General features: G+C 71.3%; 21 protein-coding genes. 14 read left to right on the forward strand and 7 right to left on the reverse strand.

Annotated features, from left to right (window positions below; genetic code table 11):
* Positions 1-57: 57 nt before the first annotated feature.
* Positions 58-1383 (reverse strand): DUF2252 domain-containing protein, encoded by a 1326-nt coding sequence (locus tag ACIQMX_RS21865; protein WP_363070458.1) that lies wholly within the window; start codon positions 1381-1383, stop codon positions 58-60.
* 170 nt (positions 1384-1553) lie between these two features.
* On the opposite strand from ACIQMX_RS21865, the gene dnaE reads away from it, so the two are divergent.
* Positions 1554-5090: a DNA polymerase III subunit alpha gene (dnaE, locus tag ACIQMX_RS21870; protein ID WP_363070460.1), complete on the forward strand. Its 3537-nt coding sequence runs from the start codon at positions 1554-1556 to the stop codon at positions 5088-5090.
* Between the two features lie 92 nt (positions 5091-5182).
* Here the strand turns inward: dnaE and ACIQMX_RS21875 are convergent, their stop codons facing one another.
* Positions 5183-5362 carry a hypothetical protein gene (locus tag ACIQMX_RS21875; protein WP_148017758.1) on the reverse strand — a complete coding sequence of 60 codons (180 nt, stop codon included), beginning with the start codon at positions 5360-5362 and terminating at the stop codon, positions 5183-5185.
* A 260-nt stretch (positions 5363-5622) separates the two neighbouring features.
* Here ACIQMX_RS21875 and ACIQMX_RS21880 point away from each other — a divergent pair, with 260 nt between their 5' ends.
* The 4 genes from ACIQMX_RS21880 to ACIQMX_RS21895 all read left to right on the forward strand — a co-directional run bounded on the left by ACIQMX_RS21880 (position 5623) and on the right by ACIQMX_RS21895 (position 9873).
* Positions 5623-6966, forward strand: a complete 1344-nt coding sequence (locus ACIQMX_RS21880; RefSeq protein ID WP_402480355.1) for an NYN domain-containing protein — start codon at positions 5623-5625, stop codon at positions 6964-6966.
* Between the two features lie 154 nt (positions 6967-7120).
* Positions 7121-8095 (forward strand): ABC transporter ATP-binding protein, encoded by a 975-nt coding sequence (locus ACIQMX_RS21885; RefSeq protein ID WP_402480752.1) that lies wholly within the window; start codon positions 7121-7123, stop codon positions 8093-8095.
* Positions 8096-8147: 52 nt separating this feature from the next.
* Positions 8148-9029 (forward strand): ABC transporter permease, encoded by an 882-nt coding sequence (locus tag ACIQMX_RS21890; protein WP_363070464.1) that lies wholly within the window; start codon positions 8148-8150, stop codon positions 9027-9029.
* Positions 9030-9063: 34 nt separating this feature from the next.
* Positions 9064-9873, forward strand: coding sequence for an ABC transporter permease (locus tag ACIQMX_RS21895; RefSeq protein ID WP_402480357.1), 810 nt, complete (start codon positions 9064-9066; stop codon positions 9871-9873).
* A 402-nt stretch (positions 9874-10275) separates the two neighbouring features.
* Here ACIQMX_RS21895 and ybaK read toward each other — a convergent pair whose 3' ends face one another.
* The 4 genes from ybaK to ACIQMX_RS21915 all read right to left on the reverse strand — a co-directional run bounded on the left by ybaK (position 10276) and on the right by ACIQMX_RS21915 (position 14445).
* Positions 10276-10779, reverse strand: coding sequence for a Cys-tRNA(Pro) deacylase (gene ybaK / locus ACIQMX_RS21900; RefSeq protein WP_363070468.1), 504 nt, complete (start codon positions 10777-10779; stop codon positions 10276-10278).
* Between the two features lie 22 nt (positions 10780-10801).
* Positions 10802-11545 (reverse strand): LON peptidase substrate-binding domain-containing protein, encoded by a 744-nt coding sequence (locus ACIQMX_RS21905; RefSeq protein WP_363070469.1) that lies wholly within the window; start codon positions 11543-11545, stop codon positions 10802-10804.
* A gap of 5 nt (positions 11546-11550) precedes the next feature.
* Positions 11551-12588 carry a hypothetical protein gene (locus ACIQMX_RS21910; RefSeq protein WP_363070471.1) on the reverse strand — a complete coding sequence of 346 codons (1038 nt, stop codon included), beginning with the start codon at positions 12586-12588 and terminating at the stop codon, positions 11551-11553.
* Between the two features lie 255 nt (positions 12589-12843).
* Positions 12844-14445, reverse strand: coding sequence for an oxidoreductase (locus tag ACIQMX_RS21915; RefSeq protein WP_363070473.1), 1602 nt, complete (start codon positions 14443-14445; stop codon positions 12844-12846).
* A 154-nt stretch (positions 14446-14599) separates the two neighbouring features.
* Between ACIQMX_RS21915 and hisD the strand changes: the two genes are divergently transcribed.
* The 9 genes from hisD to ACIQMX_RS21960 all read left to right on the forward strand — a co-directional run bounded on the left by hisD (position 14600) and on the right by ACIQMX_RS21960 (position 21480).
* On the forward strand, positions 14600-15922 hold the full coding sequence (hisD, locus tag ACIQMX_RS21920; RefSeq protein ID WP_363070475.1) for a histidinol dehydrogenase: 1323 nt from the start codon (positions 14600-14602) through the stop codon (positions 15920-15922).
* A complete protein-coding gene (locus tag ACIQMX_RS21925) occupies positions 15919-17073 on the forward strand; it encodes a histidinol-phosphate transaminase (protein ID WP_363070477.1) in 1155 nt (384 codons plus the stop codon). The genes hisD and ACIQMX_RS21925 overlap by 4 nt, the downstream gene beginning before the upstream one ends.
* A complete protein-coding gene (gene hisB / locus ACIQMX_RS21930) occupies positions 17070-17672 on the forward strand; it encodes an imidazoleglycerol-phosphate dehydratase HisB (protein WP_363070479.1) in 603 nt (200 codons plus the stop codon). Before ACIQMX_RS21925 ends, hisB begins: the two co-directional genes overlap by 4 nt.
* Entirely contained in the window at positions 17669-17836 is a 168-nt protein-coding gene (locus tag ACIQMX_RS21935) for a hypothetical protein (protein WP_168713658.1), read from the forward strand. Before hisB ends, ACIQMX_RS21935 begins: the two co-directional genes overlap by 4 nt.
* A 10-nt stretch (positions 17837-17846) precedes the next feature.
* A complete protein-coding gene (gene hisH / locus ACIQMX_RS21940) occupies positions 17847-18488 on the forward strand; it encodes an imidazole glycerol phosphate synthase subunit HisH (protein WP_219570703.1) in 642 nt (213 codons plus the stop codon).
* A complete protein-coding gene (gene priA / locus ACIQMX_RS21945; RefSeq protein ID WP_148017770.1) occupies positions 18488-19213 on the forward strand; it encodes a bifunctional 1-(5-phosphoribosyl)-5-((5-phosphoribosylamino)methylideneamino)imidazole-4-carboxamide isomerase/phosphoribosylanthranilate isomerase PriA in 726 nt (241 codons plus the stop codon). Before hisH ends, priA begins: the two co-directional genes overlap by 1 nt.
* On the forward strand, positions 19210-19605 hold the full coding sequence (locus tag ACIQMX_RS21950; RefSeq protein ID WP_402480363.1) for a RidA family protein: 396 nt from the start codon (positions 19210-19212) through the stop codon (positions 19603-19605). Before priA ends, ACIQMX_RS21950 begins: the two co-directional genes overlap by 4 nt.
* Positions 19605-20360 (forward strand): imidazole glycerol phosphate synthase subunit HisF, encoded by a 756-nt coding sequence (gene hisF / locus ACIQMX_RS21955; protein WP_402480365.1) that lies wholly within the window; start codon positions 19605-19607, stop codon positions 20358-20360. The genes ACIQMX_RS21950 and hisF overlap by 1 nt, the downstream gene beginning before the upstream one ends.
* 235 nt (positions 20361-20595) lie before the next feature.
* Positions 20596-21480, forward strand: a complete 885-nt coding sequence (locus tag ACIQMX_RS21960) for an alpha/beta hydrolase (RefSeq protein WP_363070596.1) — start codon at positions 20596-20598, stop codon at positions 21478-21480.
* A gap of 61 nt (positions 21481-21541) precedes the next feature.
* On the opposite strand, the gene ACIQMX_RS21965 is transcribed toward ACIQMX_RS21960, so the two are convergent.
* On the reverse strand, positions 21542-22330 hold the full coding sequence (locus ACIQMX_RS21965) for an alpha/beta fold hydrolase (protein WP_402480367.1): 789 nt from the start codon (positions 22328-22330) through the stop codon (positions 21542-21544).
* Between the last annotated feature and the right edge of the window lie 135 nt (positions 22331-22465).

The following is a 22465-nucleotide window of genomic DNA, read 5'->3' on the forward strand; positions in this document are numbered from 1 at the left end:
AGTGTCGCATGCGAACCTGTAAGCCAGCCCTAAAGGACCGCTCTGCTGTGGGAAGGCTTACAGCCCCGGGATGCGGCCGTTGCGGAAGAGGTCCACGAAGATCTGGTGGTCCGCGCGCGCCCGGGCCCCGTAACTGTGGGCGAAGTCCACCAGCAGGTCCCCGAAGCCCTCCTCGTCCGCCGCGATCGCCGCGTCGATCGCGCGCTCGGTGGAGAACGGCACCAGCGAGTGGCCGCTCTCGTCGTCCGCAGCGGAGTGCATGGTCGCCGTCGCCCGGCCGAGGTCGGCGACGACCGCCGCGATCTCCTCGGGCTCGTCGATGTCGGACCAGTCCAGGTCGACCGCGTACGGCGACACCTCGGCGACCAGCTGTCCGGCCCCGTCCAGCTCGGTCCAGCCCAGCCACGGGTCGGCGTGCGCCTGGAGCGCGCGCTGCGAGATCACCGTGCGGTGTCCCTCGTGCTGGAAGTAGCCCCGCACCGCCGTGTCCGTGATGTGCCGGGAGACGGCGGGCGTCTGGGCCTGCTTGAGATAGATCACGACATCGTTCTCCAGGGCGTCGCTGTTGCCCTCCAGAAGGATGTTGTACGAGGGCAGCCCGGCCGATCCGATACCGATCCCGCGCCGGCCGACGACGTCCTTGACGCGGTAGGAGTCCGGGCGGGTCAGGCTCGACTCCGGCAGCGTCTCCAGATAGCCGTCGAACGCCGCGAGGACCTTGTAGCGCGTCGCCGCGTCGAGGTCGATCGAGCCGCCGCCCTCCGCGAACCTGCGCTCGAAGTCACGGATCTCGGTCATCGAGTCCAGCAGCGAGAACCGGGTCAGCGAGCGGGCGACGCGCAGGGCACCCAGCAGCGGGCCCTCGGCGGTGTCCAGCGTGAACGGCGGCACCTCGTCGTTCTTCGCGCCCGTCGCCAGCGCGTGGATCCGCTCACGGTAGGCCGCCGCGTAGACCCGGACGAGCTCGGTGATCTGGTCGTCGCCCAGGGCCTTCGCGTAACCGATCAGGGCGACGGAGGCGGCGAAGCGCTTGAGGTCCCAGGTGAAGGGGCCCACATACGCTTCGTCGAAGTCGTTGACGTTGAAGACCAGACGTCCGTTGGCGTCCATGTACGTGCCGAAGTTCTCCGCGTGCAGATCGCCGTGGATCCACACCCGGCCGGTGCGCTCGTCGAGATACGGGCCGCCGTGCCGCTCCCGCTCCAGGTCGTTGTAGAAGAGACACGCCGTGCCCCGGTAGAAGGCGAACGCGGAGCCCGCCATCTTGCGGAACTTCACCCGGAAGGCGGCCGGATCGGCGGCCAGCAGCTCACCGAAAGCGGTGTCGAAGACCTCGAGGATCTGCTCCCCGCGCTGCGCTGCGCCGGTCTGCGTTTCCGACATCTCTGGGTGCCTCCTGGTACCTGGCCTGCACGACGACGTACATGACAAAACGGACGGGGTTCCTCGCCCTTCCAACGCGCGACCGTATCGCGGAGTGCCCGTCACTCGTGACCCGGGAGACGTAGACTTCCACGCTGTCCCCCCTCGACTTCCCCCGGAGGCACAGCGCCGTGACCAAGCCGCCTTTCACGCACCTTCACGTCCACACCCAGTACTCGCTGCTGGACGGTGCCGCGCGGCTCAAGGACATGTTCGAGGCCTGCAACGAGATGGGTATGTCCCATATCGCGATGACGGACCACGGCAACCTGCACGGGGCGTACGACTTCTTCCACTCGGCCGCCAAGGCGAACGTGACGCCGATCATCGGCATCGAGGCGTACGTCGCCCCGGAGTCGCGCAAGCACAAGCGGAAGATCCAGTGGGGCCAGCCGCACCAGAAGCGCGACGACGTCTCCGGTTCGGGTGGTTACACCCACAAGACGATCTGGGCGTCGAACGCCAAGGGCCTGCACAACCTCTTCAAGCTGTCCTCGGACGCCTACGCCGAGGGCTGGCTGCAGAAGTGGCCGCGCATGGACAAGGAGACCATCTCCCAGTGGTCCGAGGGCCTGATCGCGTCCACCGGCTGCCCCTCGGGCGAGGTGCAGACCCGGCTGCGGCTCGGACAGTTCGACGAGGCGGTCCAGGCGGCCTCCGACTACAAGGACATCTTCGGCGAGGGCAAGTACTTCCTGGAGCTGATGGACCACGGCATCGAGATCGAGCGCCGGGTCCGTGACGGGCTCCTCGAAATCGGCAAGAAGCTGAACATCCCGCCGCTCGTGACGAACGACTCGCACTACACGTACGCCAGCGAGGCGACCGCGCACGACGCGCTGCTCTGCATCCAGACCGGCAAGAACCTCTCCGACCCGGACCGCTTCCGCTTCGACGGCACCGGCTACTACCTCAAGACGACGGACGAGATGTACGCCGTCGACTCCTCGGACGCCTGGCAGGAGGGCTGCGCCAACACCCTGCTGGTCGCGCAGCAGATCGACACCACCGGGATGTTCGAGAAGCGCGACCTGATGCCGAAGTTCGAGATCCCGGACGGCTTCACGGAGATCACCTGGTTCCAGGAGGAGGTCCGTGTCGGGATGAACCGCCGCTTCCCGGGCGGGGTCCCCGAGGACCGGCAGAAGCAGGTCGAGTACGAGATGGACATCATCATCCAGATGGGGTTCCCGGGGTACTTCCTGGTCGTCGCCGACTTCATCATGTGGGCCAAGAACAACGGCATCGCGGTCGGCCCCGGCCGAGGCTCCGCGGCCGGTTCGATCGTCTCGTACGCGATGGGCATCACCGACCTCGACCCGATCGAGCACGGACTGATCTTCGAGCGCTTCCTCAACCCCGAGCGCGTCTCCATGCCCGATGTCGACATCGACTTCGACGAGCGCAGGCGCGTCGAGGTGATCCGCTACGTCACCGAGAAGTACGGCGCCGACAAGGTCGCCATGATCGGCACCTACGGCAAGATCAAGGCCAAGAACGCGATCAAGGACTCGGCCCGCGTCCTCGGCTACCCGTACGCGATGGGCGACCGGCTCACCAAGGCGATGCCCGCCGACGTCCTCGGCAAGGGCATCGACCTCAGCGGCATCACCGACCCGAAGCACCCGCGCTACAGCGAGGCGGGCGAGATCCGGGGAATGTACGAGAACGAGCCGGACGTCCAGAAGGTCATCGACACCGCGAAGGGCGTCGAGGGACTGGTCCGGCAGATGGGCGTCCACGCGGCCGGCGTGATCATGTCCAGCGAGCCCATCGTCGACCACGCCCCGGTCTGGGTGCGGCACACCGACGGCGTCACCATCACGCAGTGGGACTACCCGCAGTGCGAGTCGCTCGGCCTGCTGAAGATGGACTTCCTGGGCCTGCGCAACCTGACGATCATGGACGACGCCATCAAGATGGTGAAGGCCAACAAGGGCGTCGACCTGGAGATGCTCGCCCTGCCGCTGGACGACCCCAAGACGTACGAACTGCTCTGCCGCGGTGACACGCTCGGTGTGTTCCAGTTCGACGGCGGCCCCATGCGCTCGCTGCTGCGCCAGATGCAGCCCGACAACTTCGAGGACATCTCCGCCGTCTCGGCCCTGTACCGGCCGGGCCCGATGGGCATGAACTCGCACACGAACTACGCCGAGCGCAAGAACGGCCGCCAGGAGATCACTCCGATCCACCCGGAGCTGGAGGAGCCGCTCAAGGAGGTCCTCGGCCTCACCTACGGCCTGATCGTGTACCAGGAGCAGGTACAGAAGGCCGCCCAGATCGTCGCCGGGTACTCGCTCGGCGAGGCCGACATCCTGCGCCGCGTGATGGGCAAGAAGAAGGCCGACGAGCTGGCGAAGAACTTCGTCCTGTTCGAGGCGGGCGCCAAGAAGAACGGCTTCTCCGACGCCGCGATCAAGGCGCTGTGGGACGTGCTGGTCCCGTTCGCCGGATACGCCTTCAACAAGGCGCACTCCTCCGCGTACGGCCTGGTCACCTACTGGACCGGCTATCTGAAGGCGAACTACCCCGCCGAGTACATGGCGGCGCTGCTCACCTCGGTCAAGGACGACAAGGACAAGTCGGCGGTCTACCTCAACGAGTGCCGCCGCATGGGCATCAAGGTGCTCCCGCCGAACGTCAACGAGTCGGAGTCGAACTTCGCCGCACAGGGTGACGACGTCATCCTCTTCGGATTGACGGCCATCCGTAACGTCGGCCAGAACGTCGTCGACTCGATCATCCGGTGCCGCAAGGCGAAGGGGAAGTACAGCAGCTTCCCCGACTTCCTCGACAAGGTCGAGGCCGTCGTCTGCAACAAGCGGACCGTGGAGTCGCTCATCAAGGCCGGCGCCTTCGACGAGATGGGCCACACCCGCAAGGGCCTCGTCGCGCACCACGAGCCCATGATCGACAACGTGGTGCAGGTCAAGCGCAAGGAGGCCGAGGGGCAGTTCGACCTCTTCGGCGGCGGTGAGGAGGACAGCGACGAGCCGGGCTTCGGGCTCGACGTGGAGTTCTCCGACATCGAGTGGGAGAAGTCCTACCTGCTGGCCCAGGAGCGCGAGATGCTCGGGCTCTACGTCTCCGACCACCCGCTCTTCGGCATCGAGCACGTCCTGAGCGACAAGTCCGACGCGGCGATCTCGCAGCTCACCGGCGGCGAGCACAGCGACGGCGCGATCGTCACCATCGGCGGCATCATCTCCGGCCTCCAGCGCAAGATGACCAAGCAGGGCAATGCCTGGGCCATCGCCACCGTCGAGGACCTGGCCGGTTCGATCGAGTGCATGTTCTTCCCGGCCACCTACCAGCTGGTCTCCACCCAGCTCGTCGAGGACACCGTCGTCTTCGTCAAGGGACGGCTCGACAAGCGCGAGGACGTGCCCCGGCTGGTCGCCATGGAGATGCAGGTCCCCGACATCTCGAACGCGGGCACCAACGCCCCCGTGGTCCTGACCATCCCCACCGTCAAGATCACCCCGCCCATGGTCAGCCGGCTCGGCGAGGTGCTCAACAGCCACCGGGGCGACACCGAGGTACGGATCAGGCTCCAGGGCCCCCGCAAGACCACGGTCCTGCGCCTCGACCGGCACCGGGTGAAGGCCGACCCGGCGCTCTTCGGGGACCTGAAGGTGCTGCTCGGCCCGTCCTGTCTGGCCGGCTGAGCAACCGTCCGTACACGCACGGGAGGGGCGCCCCGCGACAGCGGGTGCGCCCCTCCCGGCTACCGGCCTGTGGCCGTACCGGAGAAGTCCGGTCAGTTGTGGCCGAAGCGCCGCTGATGCTTACGCGCAACATCGGCAGGGCTGCCCTGGGACTGAGCCTGGGGCTGGTTCTGCGACTCGAAAGCCGTGGACCGTGCCTCCTGCGCACCGCGCTCCGACTCGGAGGCGCGGTCCTGCTGGCTGCCCTGCTTGCGGTTCTTGTTCTTGGCCATGGTGTTCCTCCTATAAGGACTCTCGGGGCCAGGACCGCTGTCAGATTCACATAATCGGATAAACATCGCATGTTGGATCATTACCGTGCGTAGTGAGGGGGTATGATGCGCCGTTTTCCGGATCCGCCACGCCGATGATCCAGTTCCGGCCGTCAAGCCCCGCGCCGTCGGGCAGACTCGACGGAAACCCTGAGTAAGCGGATCCGTGCCTTGCGCCAAGACCGGACCCGCCGGACCCGTTCCCGAATTCCTGGAAGAGGGTGGAACGCGTGGACCGTTGCGTCGTCCTGGTGGACGCCGGCTACTTGCTGGGCGCAGCCGCGAGTCTGCTGGCCGGAGAGCCCGCCCGGTCCCGCATCACCGTCGACCACGCGGCCCTGATCCAGGGCCTGCGGGAGCGGGCCGAGGCCGACACGGAACAGCCGCTGCTGCGGATCTACTGGTTCGACGGCGCCCCCGACCGCGTACCGCAGCCCGAACACCGCAGGCTGCGCGTCATGTCGCGGGTGACGGTCCGCCTGGGCGCCCTGACCCGCAGTGACGGGCGATGGGCGCAGAAGGGCGTCGACGCGGCGATGCACGCGGAACTCACCGAACTCGCCAGGAACCGGGCCTGCTCGGACATCGTCCTGGTGACCGGTGACGGCGATCTGCTGCCCGGCCTGATGTCCGCCAAGGAGCACGGTGTCGCCGTCCACCTCTGGGCCGTCCAGGCCGCAGACGGCGACTACAACCAGTCGGAGGACCTGGTCGCCGAGGCCGACGAGCGGCGCGTGCTGGACCGTGCCTGGATCACCAGGGCGGTTCAGGCCAAGGAGACCGGAGGCCCGTGCGCCCCGCCGCCCGCCCCTCGCAATTCCGAGATCGCCGCGATCCTCTCCGCGCCCCTGCCCGAGGCGGCGCTCGCGGCCTCGGCCGAGCGGGCCTCCCAGGCCCAGGCCGAAGCCGCCTCCCACAGCGGAACGGCCGCGCCGCCCGAGGAGCACACCGGCCACGCCGCGCACGGCCACAGCGGCCGGGGCGTCCCCACGCCGAAGGACCTCGCCGGCACCCTGCGCGGTCCGGCCGACCGGGCCGACCGCTCCCACCCCGCCCCGCCGCCCGCCGGCAGTGCGACGCTGCGGTGGTCCTCCGACCGGGGCTGGGTGGAGCGCGGCGGCCCCGTCGGCGAACCGCCCGAGACCGCCTCGCTGCCCACGCTCGCCCAGCTCACCAGCGCCGAGCAGCGCTGGGCGGACCGGGAGGAGGACATCACCACGGTCGGCGGCGACCCCTTCGAAGTGGGCCAGGTCTTCGCCCGGCGCTGGATGGAACGGCTGCCGGAGACCGTCCACCTGCAGAAGCTGTCCACGATGTACCCCCGCATCCCGCACCGCATCGACGGCGAGCTCCTGCGGTACGCCGCCCGCTTCGGACTGCTCGCCCACAAGGACGACCAGATCGACGAGCACGACCGGTACGCGATCCGGGCGGGATTCTGGCGCGAGATCGACGTACGGGCCGCGGCGGAGCTTCCCCCGACGGGCGAGAAGCACCCACCGGCAGCCGAGCGGCACGCTCCCGCCGCCGGGAAGCCCACGAGCGCGGCATCGTCCGCGGACTGAGCCCGCATCGGTACTTCAGGCGCTCAACCCGGCCGCCGTTCGCGGCGTTGATGTCCGATCGGTGCGGCCCCGGGCGTAATGCGGGTCCCCGGACCCCGTACCCTCGTACCTCGTGAGTACGGGCACAGCACAGGCGCAGACGGCTGACGGCACCGTGTGCGCCGTGCGTGATCTGGTCAAGACCTACCCCGCGGCCCGGGGCCGGCGCGGCGCCCCCGCCACACCCGAGGTGCGTGCCACCGACGGCATCAGCCTGGACATCCGGCGCGGCGAGATCTTCGGGCTGCTCGGCCCCAACGGTGCCGGCAAAACCACCCTCGTACGGCAGCTCACCGGGCTGATGCGACCCGACTCGGGCAGCGTCGACATGCTGGGCCACGACCTCGTCCGCCACCCGGAACGGGCCTCCCGGCTGATCGGCTATCTCGGGCAGGAGTCGACCGCGCTCGACGAGCTGACCGTCGGGCTCGCCGCCGAGACCACCGGAAGGCTGCGCGGCCTGCCGGTGCACGAGGCCCGTGCCGAACGCGACGCGGTGCTCGGCGAGCTCGGTCTCGGCGAACTCGCCGGCCGTCCCCTGAAGAAGCTCTCCGGCGGTCAGCGACGGCTCGCCTGTGTCGCGGCCGCGCTGGTCGGTGAGCGGCCGGTGCTCGTCCTCGACGAGCCGACGACGGGCATGGACCCCGTCGCCCGGCGCGCCGTCTGGGCCGCCGTCGACCGGCGGCGGGCCGAACGCGGTGCGACGGTGCTGCTGGTCACCCACAACGTCATCGAGGCCGAGACCGTCCTCGACCGTGTCGCCGTCATGGAACGCGGCAAGGTCATCGCCTGTGACACACCCGCCGGGCTCAAGGAGCGGGTCGCCGGCGAGGTCCGGGTGGAACTGGTGTGGCGCGAGCGCGCGCCGCTGGACGTGCCCGAGGTCGCGGCACTCCGGGCGTCCGCGCAGGAGTCCGGGCGCCGCTGGGTGCTGCGGCTCGGGCCCGACGAGGCGCGTGCGGCGGTCGCCGCCGTGACCGGTGGCGCCGCCTTCGCCGCACTCGACGACTTCACCCTGGCGACGCCCAGCCTGGAGGACGTCTATCTGGCGCTCGGCGGGGACACGGCCAGGGGACTGGTGAAGGCATGACGCGATGCCGGAACAGCGCGGTGGCCACAGGGGCCGAAACGGACCGGTGCGGATGTGCGGCCGGGCAGGGACCGAACAGGAGCAGCGCCAGGTGACGAGCATCGTTCCTGCGGAAGCGGTGGCCGGCCGGGCGGCCCACGGCCCGTCCGGTCCGGCCGGTGACGACGGCGTACCGGGCCCCGCGCCACTGGCGCCGCGCGCCCGGCTCTTTCCCTCGCTCGCCGCGGTCTACCGGGCCCAGCTGTCCCGGGCCCGGGTCGCCCGCATCCCCCTGCTCTTCGTGGCGACCTTCCAGTCCATCGGGATCATGGTCCTGATGCGCGGGGTCGTGGACGGCGGGGCGGAGGCGCGAGCCGTCGTGGCCGGCTCCAGCGTCCTGGTCGTGGCGTTCGTCGCGCTGAACCTGCTGGCCCAGTACTTCGGCCAGCTGCGGGCCGGTGGCGGACTCGACCACTACGCGACCCTGCCGGTGCCGCCCGCCGCCGTGGTGCTCGGCGCGGCCGGAGCGTACGCCTCCTTCACCGTGCCCGGCACGATCGTGACGGCCGTGACCGGCAGCATGCTGTTCGGGCTGCCGATGACCCATCTGTGGGTGCTCGTCGCCGTCATCCCGCTCTCCGGGGCGGCCCTCGCCGGACTCGGCGCGGCCCTCGGGCTGCTCGCGCCGAGGCAGGAACTCGCCACCCTGCTGGGACAGCTCGGCATGTCGGCGGCGCTGCTGCTGGGCGTGCTCCCCGCGGCCCGGCTGCCGGAGCCGATCGGCTGGGCGCGCGACCTGCTGCCCTCCACGTACGGGGTCGAGGCGCTCTCCCGGTCCTTCGACGCCCACCCCGACTGGGCCGTCGTCGCCCTCGATCTGGCCGTCTGCGCCGTCGTGGGCGTCCTCTCGCTCGCCGTGGCGACCTGGGCCTACCGCAGGGCAGCGGTCCGGTGAGGCGCGCCACAGGGGCGCCTGGCACGATGGCACGGTGACAGCACCTCTGACGCCGCCGCACCAGCCCTCGCCCCACGACCCGTGGCAGAAGCCGCCGGAAGGGGGCGGCTCCGGCGGCTCCCACCTGGCAACCCTGTTGCCGTCGCCGGAGCCGGGGGAACTCCGTACGGAACTGCGCCGGGCGGCGCTCGTCGTCGTCGCCGTGACGGTCGCCGGTCTCGCGCTCGGGCTGCTCTGGCTCTGGCTGGCGCCGCGCGTTCCGCTGGTCTCCGACGACACGGCCGTCTTCCTCAGCGACAGCGAGGGCGAGGAGGCGATCGGAGCCGACGGCACGTTCGCGCTGCTCGCGCTGGCCTTCGGCGCGGTGTCGGCGGGGCTGGTCTTCTGGTTCCACCGGAAGGGCGGGATCGCCCTCGTGGTGGCCCTCGCGGTCGGCGGCGTACTCGGCTCACTCGTGGCGTGGCAGCTCGGCACCCGGCTGGGCCCGACCGACGACGTGGTCGCCCATGCGCGTGAGGTCGGCAAGGGCGTGATCTTCGACGCGCCGCTGGAGCTGCACGCGAAGGGGGCGTTGCTGGCGTGGTCGTTGGCGGCGATGGCCGTGCATCTGGGGTTGACGGCGGTGTTCGGGCCGCGGGATCCGGAGCCGGAGTGGGGGGTGTACGGCGGGGGGCCTTCGGGGGGTGTGCCGTTTGGGCCTGCGCCGTCGGGGCCTGATCCGTCGCCGGCCGGGCCTGCGCCTTCGCCGTCGTCCTCGCCTTCGCCGTCGGGGCCTGCGCCCGCGCCGTCCTCGCCGTCGCCGTCGCCCGAGGACGGGCCGCCGCGGCCCGGTCCGTCTGTGTGAGCGGGGCCGCTGCGCGGGGCCTTTCCCCTACCCGCCCCTTCCCGTAACCGGGGCTCCGCCCCGGACCCCGCTCCTCAAACGCCGGAGGGGCTGGGAGGTACGCCGGAGGGGCTGGGGGTACGGACCGGAGGCGAGGCCTGCGGGCTGGGGAGGTACGGACGGGCGGGCGAGGCCTGCGGGCCGGGGGAGGTACGCCGGAAGGGCTGGGGGTACGGACCGGAGGCGAGGCCTGCGGGCTGGGGAGGCACGCCGGAAGGTGCGGCGCTGGAGCCGGGATGCGCCGGAGGAGCCGGTAGGTGCGGCGCAGGGGCCGGGATGCGCCCGAGGGGCCGGGAATGCGTCCCCGGGGGCATCCGGCCCGTCCGGCGTTCGAGGACGGAACCGGTGGGTGCGGGACAGTCCTCAGGCCCGGCCGATCGGGGCGAAGACCGCGTCCGTCAGCGCGGCCAGGTCCGTGGGGGACAGTTCGACCTCCAAGCCGCGGCGGCCCGCCGATACGCAGATCGTGGCGTGGGACCGCGCCGACGCGTCCAGCACCGTGGGCAGCCGCTTGCGCTGGCCCAGGGGCGAGATGCCGCCGCGTACGTAGCCCGTGGTGCGCTCCGCCGCCGCCGGGTCCGCCATCGTGGCGCGCTTGCCGCCCGCCGCCGTGGCCAGGGCCTTGAGGTCCAGGGAGCCCGCCACGGGGACGACCGCGACCGTCAGGCGGCCGTCCACGTCGGCGACGAGGGTCTTGAACACCCGGTCGGGAGAGACGCCGAGGGCCTCGGCCGCCTCCTCGCCGTAGGAGGCCGAAGCGGGATCGTGCTCGTACGCGTGCACCGTGAACTCCGTGCCCGCGGCGGTCAGCGCGACCGTTGCGGGGGTGCCGCCCGACTGGGGCTGTTTCTTCGGCTTCTTCGCCACGGGGGAGTGGCCCTCCGCTCGCTCAGTTGGGGTGGGTCGGGGCGCGGGTGAGTTCCACGGCCGGCAGCGACGGGAGGTGGCGGATGACGGCGGTCTCGGAGCGCAGGATCGTCAGCTCCTCGCGGAGCCGGGTCGCGGTGTCCGGGGCCTGGAGCAGCCGCTGCTTCGCGGGGACGTCGAGCATGGCCGCGGCGGCGACCAGGTACGAGACGACCGACGGTTCCTGGGGCAGGTCCGCGCCCGTGGTCAGGGAGCGCTCGCTCGCGCCCGCCAGTCGCTTCTGGTAGCTGCGGAAGGCCCGCAGGACGCCCTCGGTGAGAGCCTCGGCCTCCTCGCCGGGATCCTCGTCGAGTTCTTCGAGCTCGGCGGTGAGGAACGGGCCGCCGGCGTCCACGGACAGGAGCCGTACCCGGCTGGTGCCGGTCGCCAGGACCTCGAAGCTGCCGTCCGAACGCTCCCGGATCTTCGCCGCGTCGGCGATACAGCCGACCCGGTGGAACGTCTGGACCGGGTCGGGACCGAAGCCGTCCGCCGGACCGCGCTCGACGGGCACCGTCATGGCGTCCGGCATGCCCGACCCCGTCGGGGCGGTTTCGCGGCCGTCGCGGATCGCGACCACGGCGAAGCGGCGCGGTTCGTCCTCATCGGTCTTCAGCAGCTCGCGCATCATGGCGCGATAACGCTCCTCGAAGACGTTCAGCGGCAGCACGAGGCCGGGAAACAGCACCGCGTTCAGCGGGAACAGAGGCAGGCGAGCGGTGGTCACAACGGTCAAGCGTAATGGCCGTGGGCCCGTCCTCCGTCGGCCCGGTGGCCGAGCGGCGTCCGGGAGGCCACCTTGAGCCGTACTCCGTCCCGTGCGTCGAGGAAACTGCCGAGCGGATCGTCGGACACCGAGGCCCACGGGAACGACGCCGCATGGGGGCCGATCTGCCGGAACTGTTCCAGTGCCTCGCCCCAGCGGCCTCGCGCCACCAGCACGTACACGAGCAGATTGCGGACCTCGGCCGGCCACGGGTCGCCCGGTGCGAACGCGCCGGACAGCGAGATCGCGAGATCCGCCGCGGCGTCGATCCGCTCCTCCTGCACCGAGGTGAACGCGGCCCCCGGGCCCTCGGTCAGCACAGCGAAGGCGGCACGCAGGGGCAGCGCCTGCACCAGGGAGCTGGGCAGCGAGTCCTCGGCGGCCCGCTCGGCGAAGTCGAAGCACTCGCGGTGCGAGCCGTACCAGGCGGCGGAGAGGTACTGGAGGGCGGCGACATGGCAGCCGTAGTGATGCGTGGAGCGCTGTATGGCCTGCTCCCACAACGCCTCGAACGTCGTGTGCGTGGCATGGGTGCCGCGGGCGTGGTCCAGCGCGAGGCGCCAGGGCACCGGATCGCGCGGATCACCCTCCGCGGCCGCCGTGATCATCGGCCCGATCGTGCGCAGCTGCTCGGCGCGGGCCGGCGACTCCCAGGCCCGCTCGACCGCGAGCTGGGCCTTGACGAGGATCGCGTCGCAGTCGCGCGGGGCGACGGCCAGCCAGTGCCGGAGCCAGCCGTCCCGGTTGCGGGCGAAGGCGACGAGCCGGTTCAGATAGCGGTCCCGGCTCTCCCACTCGGCGGCGTCCCGTGTCGTCGCCAGCAGCTTCGCCGCCGGTTCGTACTCCCCGAGGGCGGCGGCCACCAGTGCCGGCGAGAGCCGCTCGTCGGGGGCGTCGAGCATCACCGCATGGTCCGCGGGCAACCCGGCGGACAACTCCGGGGTGTGCCGGATCACGCGCGCGGTACGGAGCAGAGCGCGGAGGAAAGGCATGGTGCAGACCATTGAAAAGCCCTGGTCGGGGCGGGCGCCAGAGGGGTGCTGTGAAGCTTTGGTGCCGAGTGGGAGGGTTGCCCTGGCCCGGGCCAAGAAAGAGTAAAGGAAGTCGTTGAATCTGGCCTGTTCCCGTCGTTCCGGGTGAGAACGATCGACGCGGCGTCCGAGGCCCGTGCGCATCTGTTCGGTCGCCGCGGGGGTCCGTCGGGCCCGTCAGCACACGGCGCGCGGCCCGGATGCCGTCGACCGGGCCGCGCGCTCCGGTCAGCCGCGGCGCAGCAGCCGTGAGGCGCCCGCCGCGACGGTGGTGGCCAGTATCCATCCGAGCATGACGAGGGCCGCCGCGATCCACTGCCAGCCGCCCTCCATCCGCCAGTAGCCGTCCTGGCCGAGGTTGATCACCGGCACCAGCAGATCCAGCGCGTACAGCGCGGGGTTCCACTCGGGATGCTCGCTGCCCTTGAGCGAGGCAGGCTCGTACCGGGAGAAGGCCACCGTGCCCGCCGCCCACAGCACCGCCATCCACACCGCGGCCCGCCCCGGCCGGTAGCCGTACGCCACCGTCCAGTCCTGGACGAAGCCCCAGAGCTTCGCGGCGAGCGGCAGCGTCTCGCGCCGCCGCCGCTGCTTGGCGAGGAGTACCTCGCGGGCGTCCGCGTCCTCCCCGCTGTTGCGGAGCACGGCGGCCAGCCGTTCGTACGGCTCCGGCAGGTACTCGGGGGTCGCCGCCGCGACCCACTCCAGACGGCGGGAGAGCGGGAAGTGTCCGTACGGGACGAGGTTCTCGTACACGAAACCGCCCATGGCCAGCCCGCCCGGGCCCGGCCAGCTGGTCGACACGTCGATCAAAGTGACGACCTTCGCCCCGTTGAGCACCACCCGTCCCCGCACCGGGCGCTCCGGGTTGAACCGCAGCTCCGGAGCGACCGTGCGGCGCAGCGAGAGCTCCTCGTGGCCGGCCAGTACGAAGACGGCCTTGTGCAGGTCGACCGCGTCACCGAACCGCCCGTCGTCCAGCCGCACCCCGCCCCGGCACCGGAAGACCTGCGGCCGGGTGCCGCGGGCCGGTGTCGTGGGGTTGGCGATGCCGTACGGGGGAGTGGTGCCCTGGTTGCCCGTGTCCACGCTGACCCACGCCTCGCTCATGTACAGCGTCCGCTCCACGCTCAGCTGCGGGGCGTTCAGCGCCCGGCGCCCCTGCGTCGCCCGCAGCCGGCTGCCGCGCAGACTCAGCGAACCGCCCACCTTCGCCCCGCGCAGGCTCAGCTCGCCGAGTGTCTCGATCATCTCGGCCTGAAGGTCCTGGGCGACCGTGAGTCCGTCACCGACGAGGGCCCGCCCCTGCCGGTCGGGACCGATGTCGATCTGGCTGATCAGCAGATCCGTACCGATCTGGGCGTCCGTGAGCCGGATCCCGCGCTCCACCCGGCAGCGCGGCAGATGGAGATCGCCCTCGGTCCGCAGCCGGGCCGCCTCCAGCCGCGGGAGCGCACACCCGACCAGCCGCAGCGTCGTGAAATGGCACTCGGGCAGCAGTACCTCCTCCTCGAAGCGGCAGCCCGTCATCTCCACGTACGGATCGACGCGCCCGCCCGCCAGATCGAGCCTGCCCGTGATCAGCAGTCCCCGGAGCTTGAGCGCCGCCACCCTGCCGGGCCGGGCCTGCGGGCCGCTCAGCAGCAGCCGTGCGACGACCCGGGCCGCCACGCTGCGTTCGGGGCCCCAGACGTGTGGGGCGAAGGGGTCGTCGCGCGCCCCGTCGCGGGCGCGCAGATCGTAGGTGGTGCCGGTCCTGAAGGACTGCCACATGCCCAGCTCGGCCGTGCTGAGGCCGTCCGGGAGTTCCCCGCCGTGCGGTTCGGTCACCGACGCTCCTTCCGTTCGGAGCCGTAGATCGGTATTCCCCTTATTCCCTCTGAGTCACCAGGTGAACGCACATAGTCAGCCGTGACGGCAGGGACATGTATCAGCCAGTGATACGGGCGTCCGGGCGTCCGGGGCGGTCTGCGAGAATTGCGGTGTGATCTCTCGAATCGATCTGCGCGGCGATGCCCTCCCCGAGGGCGGCGCCCTGCGCGACCTGCTGCCCCGTGCCGAGTTCGACGTGGAAGCCGCCCTGGAGACGGTGCGGCCCATCTGCGAGGACGTACGCCATCGTGGCTCGGCGGCAGTGATCGACTGGGGGGAGAAACTCGACGGGGTACGGCTCGGCTCGATCCGTGTCCCGGCCGATGCGATCACCGGCGCGCTGGAGCAGCTCGACCCCGCCGTGCGCGCCGCCCTGGAGGAGTCGATCCGCCGCGCCCGCCTCGTCCACCGCGAGCAGCGCCGTACCACCCACACCACCCAGGTCGTTCCCGGTGGCACCGTCACCGAGAAGTGGGTGCCCGTCGAGCGCGTCGGGCTGTACGTGCCGGGCGGGCGTTCGGTCTACCCGTCCTCCGTCGTGATGAACGTGGTCCCCGCCCAGGAAGCCGGAGTCGAGGGCGTCGCCGTCGCCTCCCCGCCGCAGAAGGACTTCGGCGGACTGCCGCACCCCACGATCCTGGCCGCCTGCGCGCTGCTCGGCGTCGACGAGGTGTACGCCGCCGGCGGCTCCCAGGCCGTCGCGATGTTCGCGTACGGCACCGAGGACTGCCTGCCCGTCAACCTCGTCACCGGTCCCGGCAACATCTACGTCGCCGCCGCCAAGCGCCTCCTCAAGGGCCGCATCGGCATCGACGCCGAGGCCGGCCCCACCGAGATCGCGATCCTCGCCGACGCCACCGCCGACCCGGCCCACGTCGCGGCCGACCTGATCAGCCAGGCCGAGCACGACCCGATGGCCGCGGCCGTCCTGGTCACCGACTCCGAGGAGCTCGCCGCCGCCACCGAGGCCGAGCTGAAGGCGCAGGTCGCCGCGACCAAGCACGTCACCGACCGCGTCGAGCCCGCCCTGGCCGGCCGCCAGTCCGCGATCGTCCTGGTCAACGACCTGGAGGACGGCCTCAAGGTCGTCGACGCGTACGCCGCCGAGCACCTGGAGATCCAGACCGCCGACGCCGCGGCCGTCGCCGGCCGTGTCCGTAACGCCGGAGCGATCTTCGTCGGACCCTGGTCGCCCGTCTCCCTCGGCGACTACTGCGCCGGCTCCAACCACGTCCTGCCCACCGGCGGCTGTGCCTGCCACTCCTCGGGCCTGTCCGTGCAGTCCTTCCTGCGCGGCATCCACATCGTCGACTACACGCGCGACGCGCTCGCCGAGGTCACCCACCATGTGGTGACCCTCGCCGAGGCGGAGGACCTCCCCGCCCACGGCGCAGCCCTCAAGGCCAGGTTCGGGTGGAAGGTTCCGCAGCAGTGACGAACGACAGCACCACGGGTACCGGTACGGACGCCGGCGCCCCGCGCAACGCCTGGGACGAGCTCCCGATCCGCGACGAACTGCGCGGCCAGTCCCCGTACGGGGCACCGCAGCTCGACGTACCGGTCCGGCTGAACACCAACGAGAACCCGTACCCGCTCCCCGAGGCCCTCGTCGACCGGATCGCCGAACGGGTCCGCGAGGCCGCCCGCGACCTCAACCGCTACCCCGACCGGGACGCCGTCGAGCTCCGCACCGAGCTCGCCCGCTACCTCACCCGGACCGCCGGGCACGAGGTCACCCGCGCCCACGTGTGGGCGGCCAACGGCTCCAACGAGGTCCTCCAGCAGCTGCTGCAGACCTTCGGCGGGCCCGGCCGTACCGCCATCGGCTTCGAGCCCTCGTACTCGATGCACGCCCTCATCGCCCGCGGCACCGGCACCGGCTGGATCTCCGGACCGCGCAACGAGGACTTCACCATCGACGTCGACGCGGCCCGCGCCGTCATCGCGCGGGAGCGGCCCGACGTCGTCTTCATCACCTCGCCCAACAACCCCACCGGCACCGCCGTCGACGCGGACACCGTCCTCGCGCTGTACGAGGCCGCGCAGGCCGCCGGGCCGTCCATGGTCGTGGTCGACGAGGCGTACGGCGAGTTCAGCCACCACGCCTCGCTGCTCCCGCTGATCGAGGGCCGCCGCCACCTGGTGCTCTCCCGCACCATGTCGAAGGCGTTCGGCGCCGCCGGACTGCGCCTGGGCTACCTCGCCGCGGACCCGGCCGTCGTCGACGCGCTCCAGCTGGTGCGGCTGCCGTACCACCTGTCCTCCGTCACCCAGGCCACCGCCCTCGCCGCCCTGGAGCACACCGATACGCTCCTCGGGTACGTCGCGCAGCTCAAGAGCGAACGCGACCGGATCGTCACCGGGCTGCGCGCCCAGGGCTTCGACGTCACCGACTCGGACGCCAACTTCGTCCAGTTCGGCAGGTTCGCCGACAGCCACACCGCCTGGCGGCACATCCTCGACCGGGGCGTCCTGGTCCGGGACAACGGCGTACCGGGATGGCTGCGGGTCTCCGCAGGAACCCCGGCAGAGAACGACGCGTTCCTCGATGCGGTACGCGAACTGAAGAAGGAGCACGGCGCATGACTCGCGAGGCCCGCGTAGGAAGAGTGGAGCGGACCACCAAGGAAACCTCCGTGGTCGTCGAGATCAACCTCGACGGCAGCGGCAAGGTCGACGTCGCGACCGGCGTCGGCTTCTACGACCACATGCTCGACCAGCTCGGCCGCCACGGACTGTTCGACCTCACGGTCAAGACCGACGGCGACCTGCACATCGACTCGCACCACACCATCGAGGACACCGCCCTCGCGCTCGGCGCCGCGTTCAGGCAGGCCCTCGGCGACAAGGTCGGCATCTACCGCTTCGGCAACTGCACCGTCCCGCTGGACGAGTCGCTCGCCCAGGTCACCGTCGACCTCTCCGGCCGCCCGTACCTGGTGCACACCGAGCCCGAGAACATGGCGCCGATGATCGGCGCGTACGACACGACGATGACCCGGCACATCCTGGAGTCCTTCGTCGCCCAGGCGCAGATCGCCCTGCACGTCCACGTCCCGTACGGGCGCAACGCCCACCACATCGTGGAGTGCCAGTTCAAGGCGCTCGCCCGGGCCCTTCGCTACGCCAGCGAGCACGACACGCGCGCGGCCGGCATCCTCCCCTCCACGAAGGGCGCCCTGTGACCGGCCTCAACACCGTACTGATCCTGGTCGGCCTCTTCCTGGCCGGCGGGGTCTACTCCTTCTCGAAGCAGGGCATGCCCAAGGGCGTCATCGTGCTGCTCGGGATCGCCTCCGTGATGTGCCTGGTAGCGGGCGTCATGCGGATCCAGGGCCTCTGGGACTGAGGGAGCACACGTGGATACGAAGAAGAAGGTCGTCGTCTTCGACTACGGCTTCGGTAACGTCCGGTCCGCCGAGCGCGCCCTCGCCCACGTCGGCGCCGACGTCGAGATCACCCGCGACTTCGACACGGCGATGAACGCCGACGGGCTGCTGGTGCCCGGCGTCGGCGCGTTCTCCGCCTGCATGGAGGGGCTGAAGAAGGCCCGGGGCGAATGGATCATCGGACGCCGGCTCTCCGGCGGACGTCCCGTCATGGGCATCTGCGTAGGCATGCAGATCCTCTTCGAGCGCGGCATCGAGCACGGCGTCGAGACCGAAGGCCTCGACGAGTGGCCCGGCACCGTCGGCCCGCTCAAGGCCGACGTCGTCCCGCACATGGGGTGGAACACCGTCGAAGCCCCCGAGGACTCCCGGCTGTTCGCCGGACTCGACGCCGGGGCCCGGTACTACTTCGTGCACTCGTACGCGGCGCACGACTGGTCCCTCGAAGTCACCAACGCCAAGATCCGTGCCCCCAAGGTCACCTGGGCCACGCACGGCGAACGGTTCGTAGCGGCCGTGGAGAACGGCGCGCTGTGGGCCACCCAGTTCCACCCCGAGAAGTCCGGCGATGCCGGCGCCCAGCTGCTGACCAACTGGATCGAGACGCTGTAATGCCGAAGCTTGAACTGCTCCCCGCCGTCGACGTCCGCGACGGCCAGGCGGTCCGTCTGGTGCACGGCGAGTCCGGCTCCGAGACCTCCTACGGCTCCCCGCTCCAGGCCGCACTCGCCTGGCAGCGCTCCGGCGCCGAATGGCTGCACCTCGTGGACCTGGACGCCGCCTTCGGCACCGGTGACAACCGGGCGCTCATCGCCGAGGTGGCCGGCGCCATGGACATCAAGGTCGAGCTCTCCGGCGGCATCCGCGACGACGCCACGCTCGCCGCCGCCCTCGCCACCGGCTGCCGCCGCGTCAACCTCGGCACCGCGGCCCTGGAGACCCCGGAATGGGTCGCCAAGGTCATCGCCGAGCACGGCGACAAGATCGCCGTCGGCCTCGACGTGCGCGGCACCACCCTGCGCGGCCGCGGCTGGACCCGCGACGGCGGCGACCTCTACGAGACGCTCGCCCGCCTCGACTCCGAGGGCTGCGCCCGCTACGTCGTCACCGACATCGCCAAGGACGGCACGCTCCAGGGCCCCAACCTGGAGCTCCTGAAGAACGTGTGCGCCGCCACCGACAAGCCCGTCGTCGCCTCCGGCGGCGTCTCCTCGCTCGACGACCTGCGGGCCATCGCCTCGCTCGTCCCGGCGGGCGTCGAGGGCGCGATCGTCGGCAAGGCGCTGTACGCGAAGGCGTTCACGCTCGAAGAGGCGCTGGAGGCGGTCTCCGTATGAGTGACTCCGTCAAGCGCGTCTCCTCCGGCGCCCCCTGGGAGGACAAGTTCGGCTACTCCCGGGCGGTCGAACTCTCCAACGGGCTGGTGCTCGTGGCCGGCTGCACGTCGGTGGTGAACGGCCAGATCTCCGCGGGCAGCCCCTACGAGCAGACCGTCAACTCCTTCGAGGTCGCCTTCGAGGCACTGAAGCAGCTGGGACTCGGCCGCGAGGACGTCGTCCGCACCCGGATGTACGTCACGCACGCCCGGGACACCGACGAGGTCGGCCGCGCCCACAAGGAGCTGTTCGACGACGTCCGCCCCGCCGCCACGATGATCATCGTGTCCGGCTTCGTCGACCCGAGCCTGGTCGTCGAGGTCGAGGTCGAGGCCTACCGGGCAGGTGCGTGATGACGCTCGCGGTACGTGTCATCCCCTGCCTCGACGTGGACCAGGGCCGCGTCGTCAAGGGCGTCAACTTCCAGAACCTGCGCGACGCCGGTGACCCCGTCGAGATGGCGAAGCTGTACGACGCCGAGGGCGCCGACGAGCTGACCTTCCTCGACATCACCGCGTCCAGCGGCGACCGGGAGACGACCTACGACGTGGTGCGCCGCACCGCCGAGCAGGTCTTCATCCCGCTCACCGTCGGCGGTGGCGTCCGTACCCCGGACGACGTCGACAAGCTCCTGCGGGCCGGTGCCGACAAGGTCGGCGTCAACACCGCGGCCATCGCCCGGCCGGAGCTGATCCGGGAGATCGCCGAACGCTTCGGCCGCCAAGTCCTCGTGCTCTCCGTGGACGCACGGCGCACCCCCGCAGGCACCTTCGAGGTCACCACGCACGGTGGCCGCAAGGGCACCGGCATCGACGCCGTCGAGTGGGCGCACCGGGCCGCCGAGCTCGGCGCCGGCGAGATCCTGCTCAACTCGATGGACGCCGACGGCACGAAGGACGGTTACGACACCGAGATGGTCGCGGCCGTACGCAAGCACGTGAGCGTTCCCGTCATCGCCTCCGGCGGCGCGGGCCGGCTCGCCGACTTCGCACCGGCCGTCGACGCCGGGGCCGACGCGGTCCTCGCCGCGTCCGTCTTCCACTTCGGCGATCTGCGGATCTCCGAGGTCAAGGGCGCTCTGCGGGAGGCCGGGCACCCGGTCCGCTGAGGACGTGCGGGGGAGTACCGGCCGTCAAGACCGGTGAAGTTGCCGATGTGCGGCACCGGGGTGCACCGCAACAGTGGCGACCGCCAGAGAACAACCGGCGGTTCCACGCGGTGCACCCCGAAGGCCCTCGGTGACGACGGGCCCCCGGTCCCTGCCGGCGTGGCTCCCGTCACGACCGAGAGGATCCCCCCTCGTGCAGCACCTCCCCTCCGGCGACACCTCCCCGCGCCACCGGATGTCCAAGAGCCGCTCCCGCATCGTCAAGGGCCTGCTGGCCGCCACCGTCGCCACCGCGGGCCTGTGCACCGCGCTGGTGCCGGGGGCCCAGGCCGCCGACAACCCCTACGAGCGCGGGCCTGCCCCCAGCAACTCCAGCATCGAGGCGAGCCGCGGCTCGTACGCGGTCTCGCAGACCAGCGTCTCCTCGCTTCGCGTCACCGGCTTCGGCGGCGGCACGATCTACTACCCGACGTCCACCTCGGACGGCACCTTCGGCGCGGTCGCCATCTCGCCGGGCTTCACCGCGTACCAGTCCAGCATCGCCTGGCTCGGGCCGCGGCTCGCCTCGCAGGGCTTCGTCGTCTTCACCATCGACACCAACACCACGCTGGACCAGCCCGACAGCCGGGGCCGGCAGCTCCTGGCCGCGCTGGACTACCTGACGCAGTCGAGCTCGGTGCGCACCCGGATCGACACCTCCCGGCTCGGCGTCATGGGCCACTCCATGGGCGGCGGCGGGACCCTGGAGGCGGCGAAGAGCCGCACCTCGCTGAAGGCGGCGATCCCGCTGACCGGCTGGAACCTCGACACCACGTGGCCCGAAGTCCGCACACCCACGCTGATCTTCGGTGCGGACGGCGACACGATCGCCCCCGTCGCCACCCACTCGGAGCCCTTCTACCAGTCGCTGCCGAGCACACTGGACAAGGCGTACGTGGAGCTGCGCGGGGCCACGCACTTCACCCCGAACTCCTCCAACACCACGATCGCGAAGTACAGCATCTCGTGGCTGAAGCGCTTCATCGACAATGACACCCGCTACGAGCAGTTCCTGTGCCCGCTGCCCGCGGCGAGCCTGACGATCGCCGAGTCGCGGGGCAACTGCCCGCACACCTCGTAGTTCCCGACCTGGTGAGGGCCGGACCGTGAACAGCGGTCCGGCCCTCACTCGTCGGGCCGTGTCAGCCGTCGTGCCGGTCGCCCTCGGTGAGGAAGCCGGCGACACAGGAGGCGAATCCCGGATCGCGGACGGCGGTGAGATGGTCGCCGGGCAGCACCTCCAGCCGCGCCCCAGCGAGGGCGGCGGCCAGCACCTCGGGCCGCACGGCGAGGGGATCGTCCGCCCCGGCGAGCACCAGCGTGGGTATCCGTATCCGGTCCAGCGGCAGCGGGCCCCGGTGCAGCGCGCGCAGGTGCGCGGCGAGAGCGAGCCGGTCGGAGCCCGTGGTGTCGGCCAGGACCCGGAAGCCCCGGGTCCGTTCGGGGGCGTCGGCCGCGTCCTCGGCCGTCAGCGCGGCCGCCACCAGCTCCGGAGGCATGGCCCGGGTGTCCAGCCCGCCCACCTCCACCGCGCCCGCCCCGATCCCGCCGACCACGAGGCGGGTGATCCGCTCGTCGTCCGCCGCCGCCAGCAGCGCCACGACCGCCCCCATCGAGTAGCCCGCCAGATGCACTTCTGCGGCCCCGGTGCGGTCGATCAGCTGCCGTACGTCCCGGGCCATCACCGGCTCGCCGTACAAGGAGTCGTCGTGCGGCTTGTCCGACGAACCGTGGCCCCGCGCGTCGAGGGCCAGGACGTGGCGGCCCCGGGCCACCAGGGCCTCGACCACACCCGGGCCCTCCCAGTTCAGCCGGGCGTGTGCGGCGAAGCCGTGCAGCAGAAGCACCGGAGGCAGTCCCGGCCGGGGCTCGCGGGACCAGGACCAGTAGCGCAGCGTCAGACCGTCGTCCGTACGGAATTCATCAGTCATGGCGCGACATTACGGGCGGCTCGCGCGGAGACGGGCGCACGCTGTGCGCCTGCACAGCCAAGTGCGGCGCGCCTTGGGAGGGTGCCCCGCAACCGGGCGGGGGCGGGGTGCGGCCGGACGCGCGTCTTCCGGCGC

Source organism: Streptomyces sp. NPDC091416, from assembly GCF_044756845.1.
Taxonomy (GTDB): domain Bacteria; phylum Actinomycetota; class Actinomycetes; order Streptomycetales; family Streptomycetaceae; genus Streptomyces.

Bases quoted from the DNA above. Each gene is read 5' to 3' on its own strand.
- hisB (WP_363070479.1), top strand. From the start codon at position 17,070: ATGACTCGCGAGGCCCGCGTAGGAAGAGTGGAGCGGACCACCAAGGAA.
- ACIQMX_RS21960 (WP_363070596.1), top strand. From the start codon at position 20,596: ATGTCCAAGAGCCGCTCCCGCATCGTCAAGGGCCTGCTGGCCGCCACC.
- ACIQMX_RS21865 (WP_363070458.1), bottom strand. From the start codon at position 1,383: ATGTCGGAAACGCAGACCGGCGCAGCGCAGCGCGGGGAGCAGATCCTC.
- priA (WP_148017770.1), top strand. From the start codon at position 18,488: ATGCCGAAGCTTGAACTGCTCCCCGCCGTCGACGTCCGCGACGGCCAG.
- ACIQMX_RS21950 (WP_402480363.1), top strand. From the start codon at position 19,210: ATGAGTGACTCCGTCAAGCGCGTCTCCTCCGGCGCCCCCTGGGAGGAC.
- ACIQMX_RS21965 (WP_402480367.1), bottom strand. From the start codon at position 22,330: ATGACTGATGAATTCCGTACGGACGACGGTCTGACGCTGCGCTACTGG.
- ACIQMX_RS21890 (WP_363070464.1), top strand. From the start codon at position 8,148: ATGTGCGGCCGGGCAGGGACCGAACAGGAGCAGCGCCAGGTGACGAGC.
- hisF (WP_402480365.1), top strand. From the start codon at position 19,605: ATGACGCTCGCGGTACGTGTCATCCCCTGCCTCGACGTGGACCAGGGC.
- ACIQMX_RS21875 (WP_148017758.1), bottom strand. From the start codon at position 5,362: ATGGCCAAGAACAAGAACCGCAAGCAGGGCAGCCAGCAGGACCGCGCC.
- ACIQMX_RS21910 (WP_363070471.1), bottom strand. From the start codon at position 12,588: ATGGTCTGCACCATGCCTTTCCTCCGCGCTCTGCTCCGTACCGCGCGC.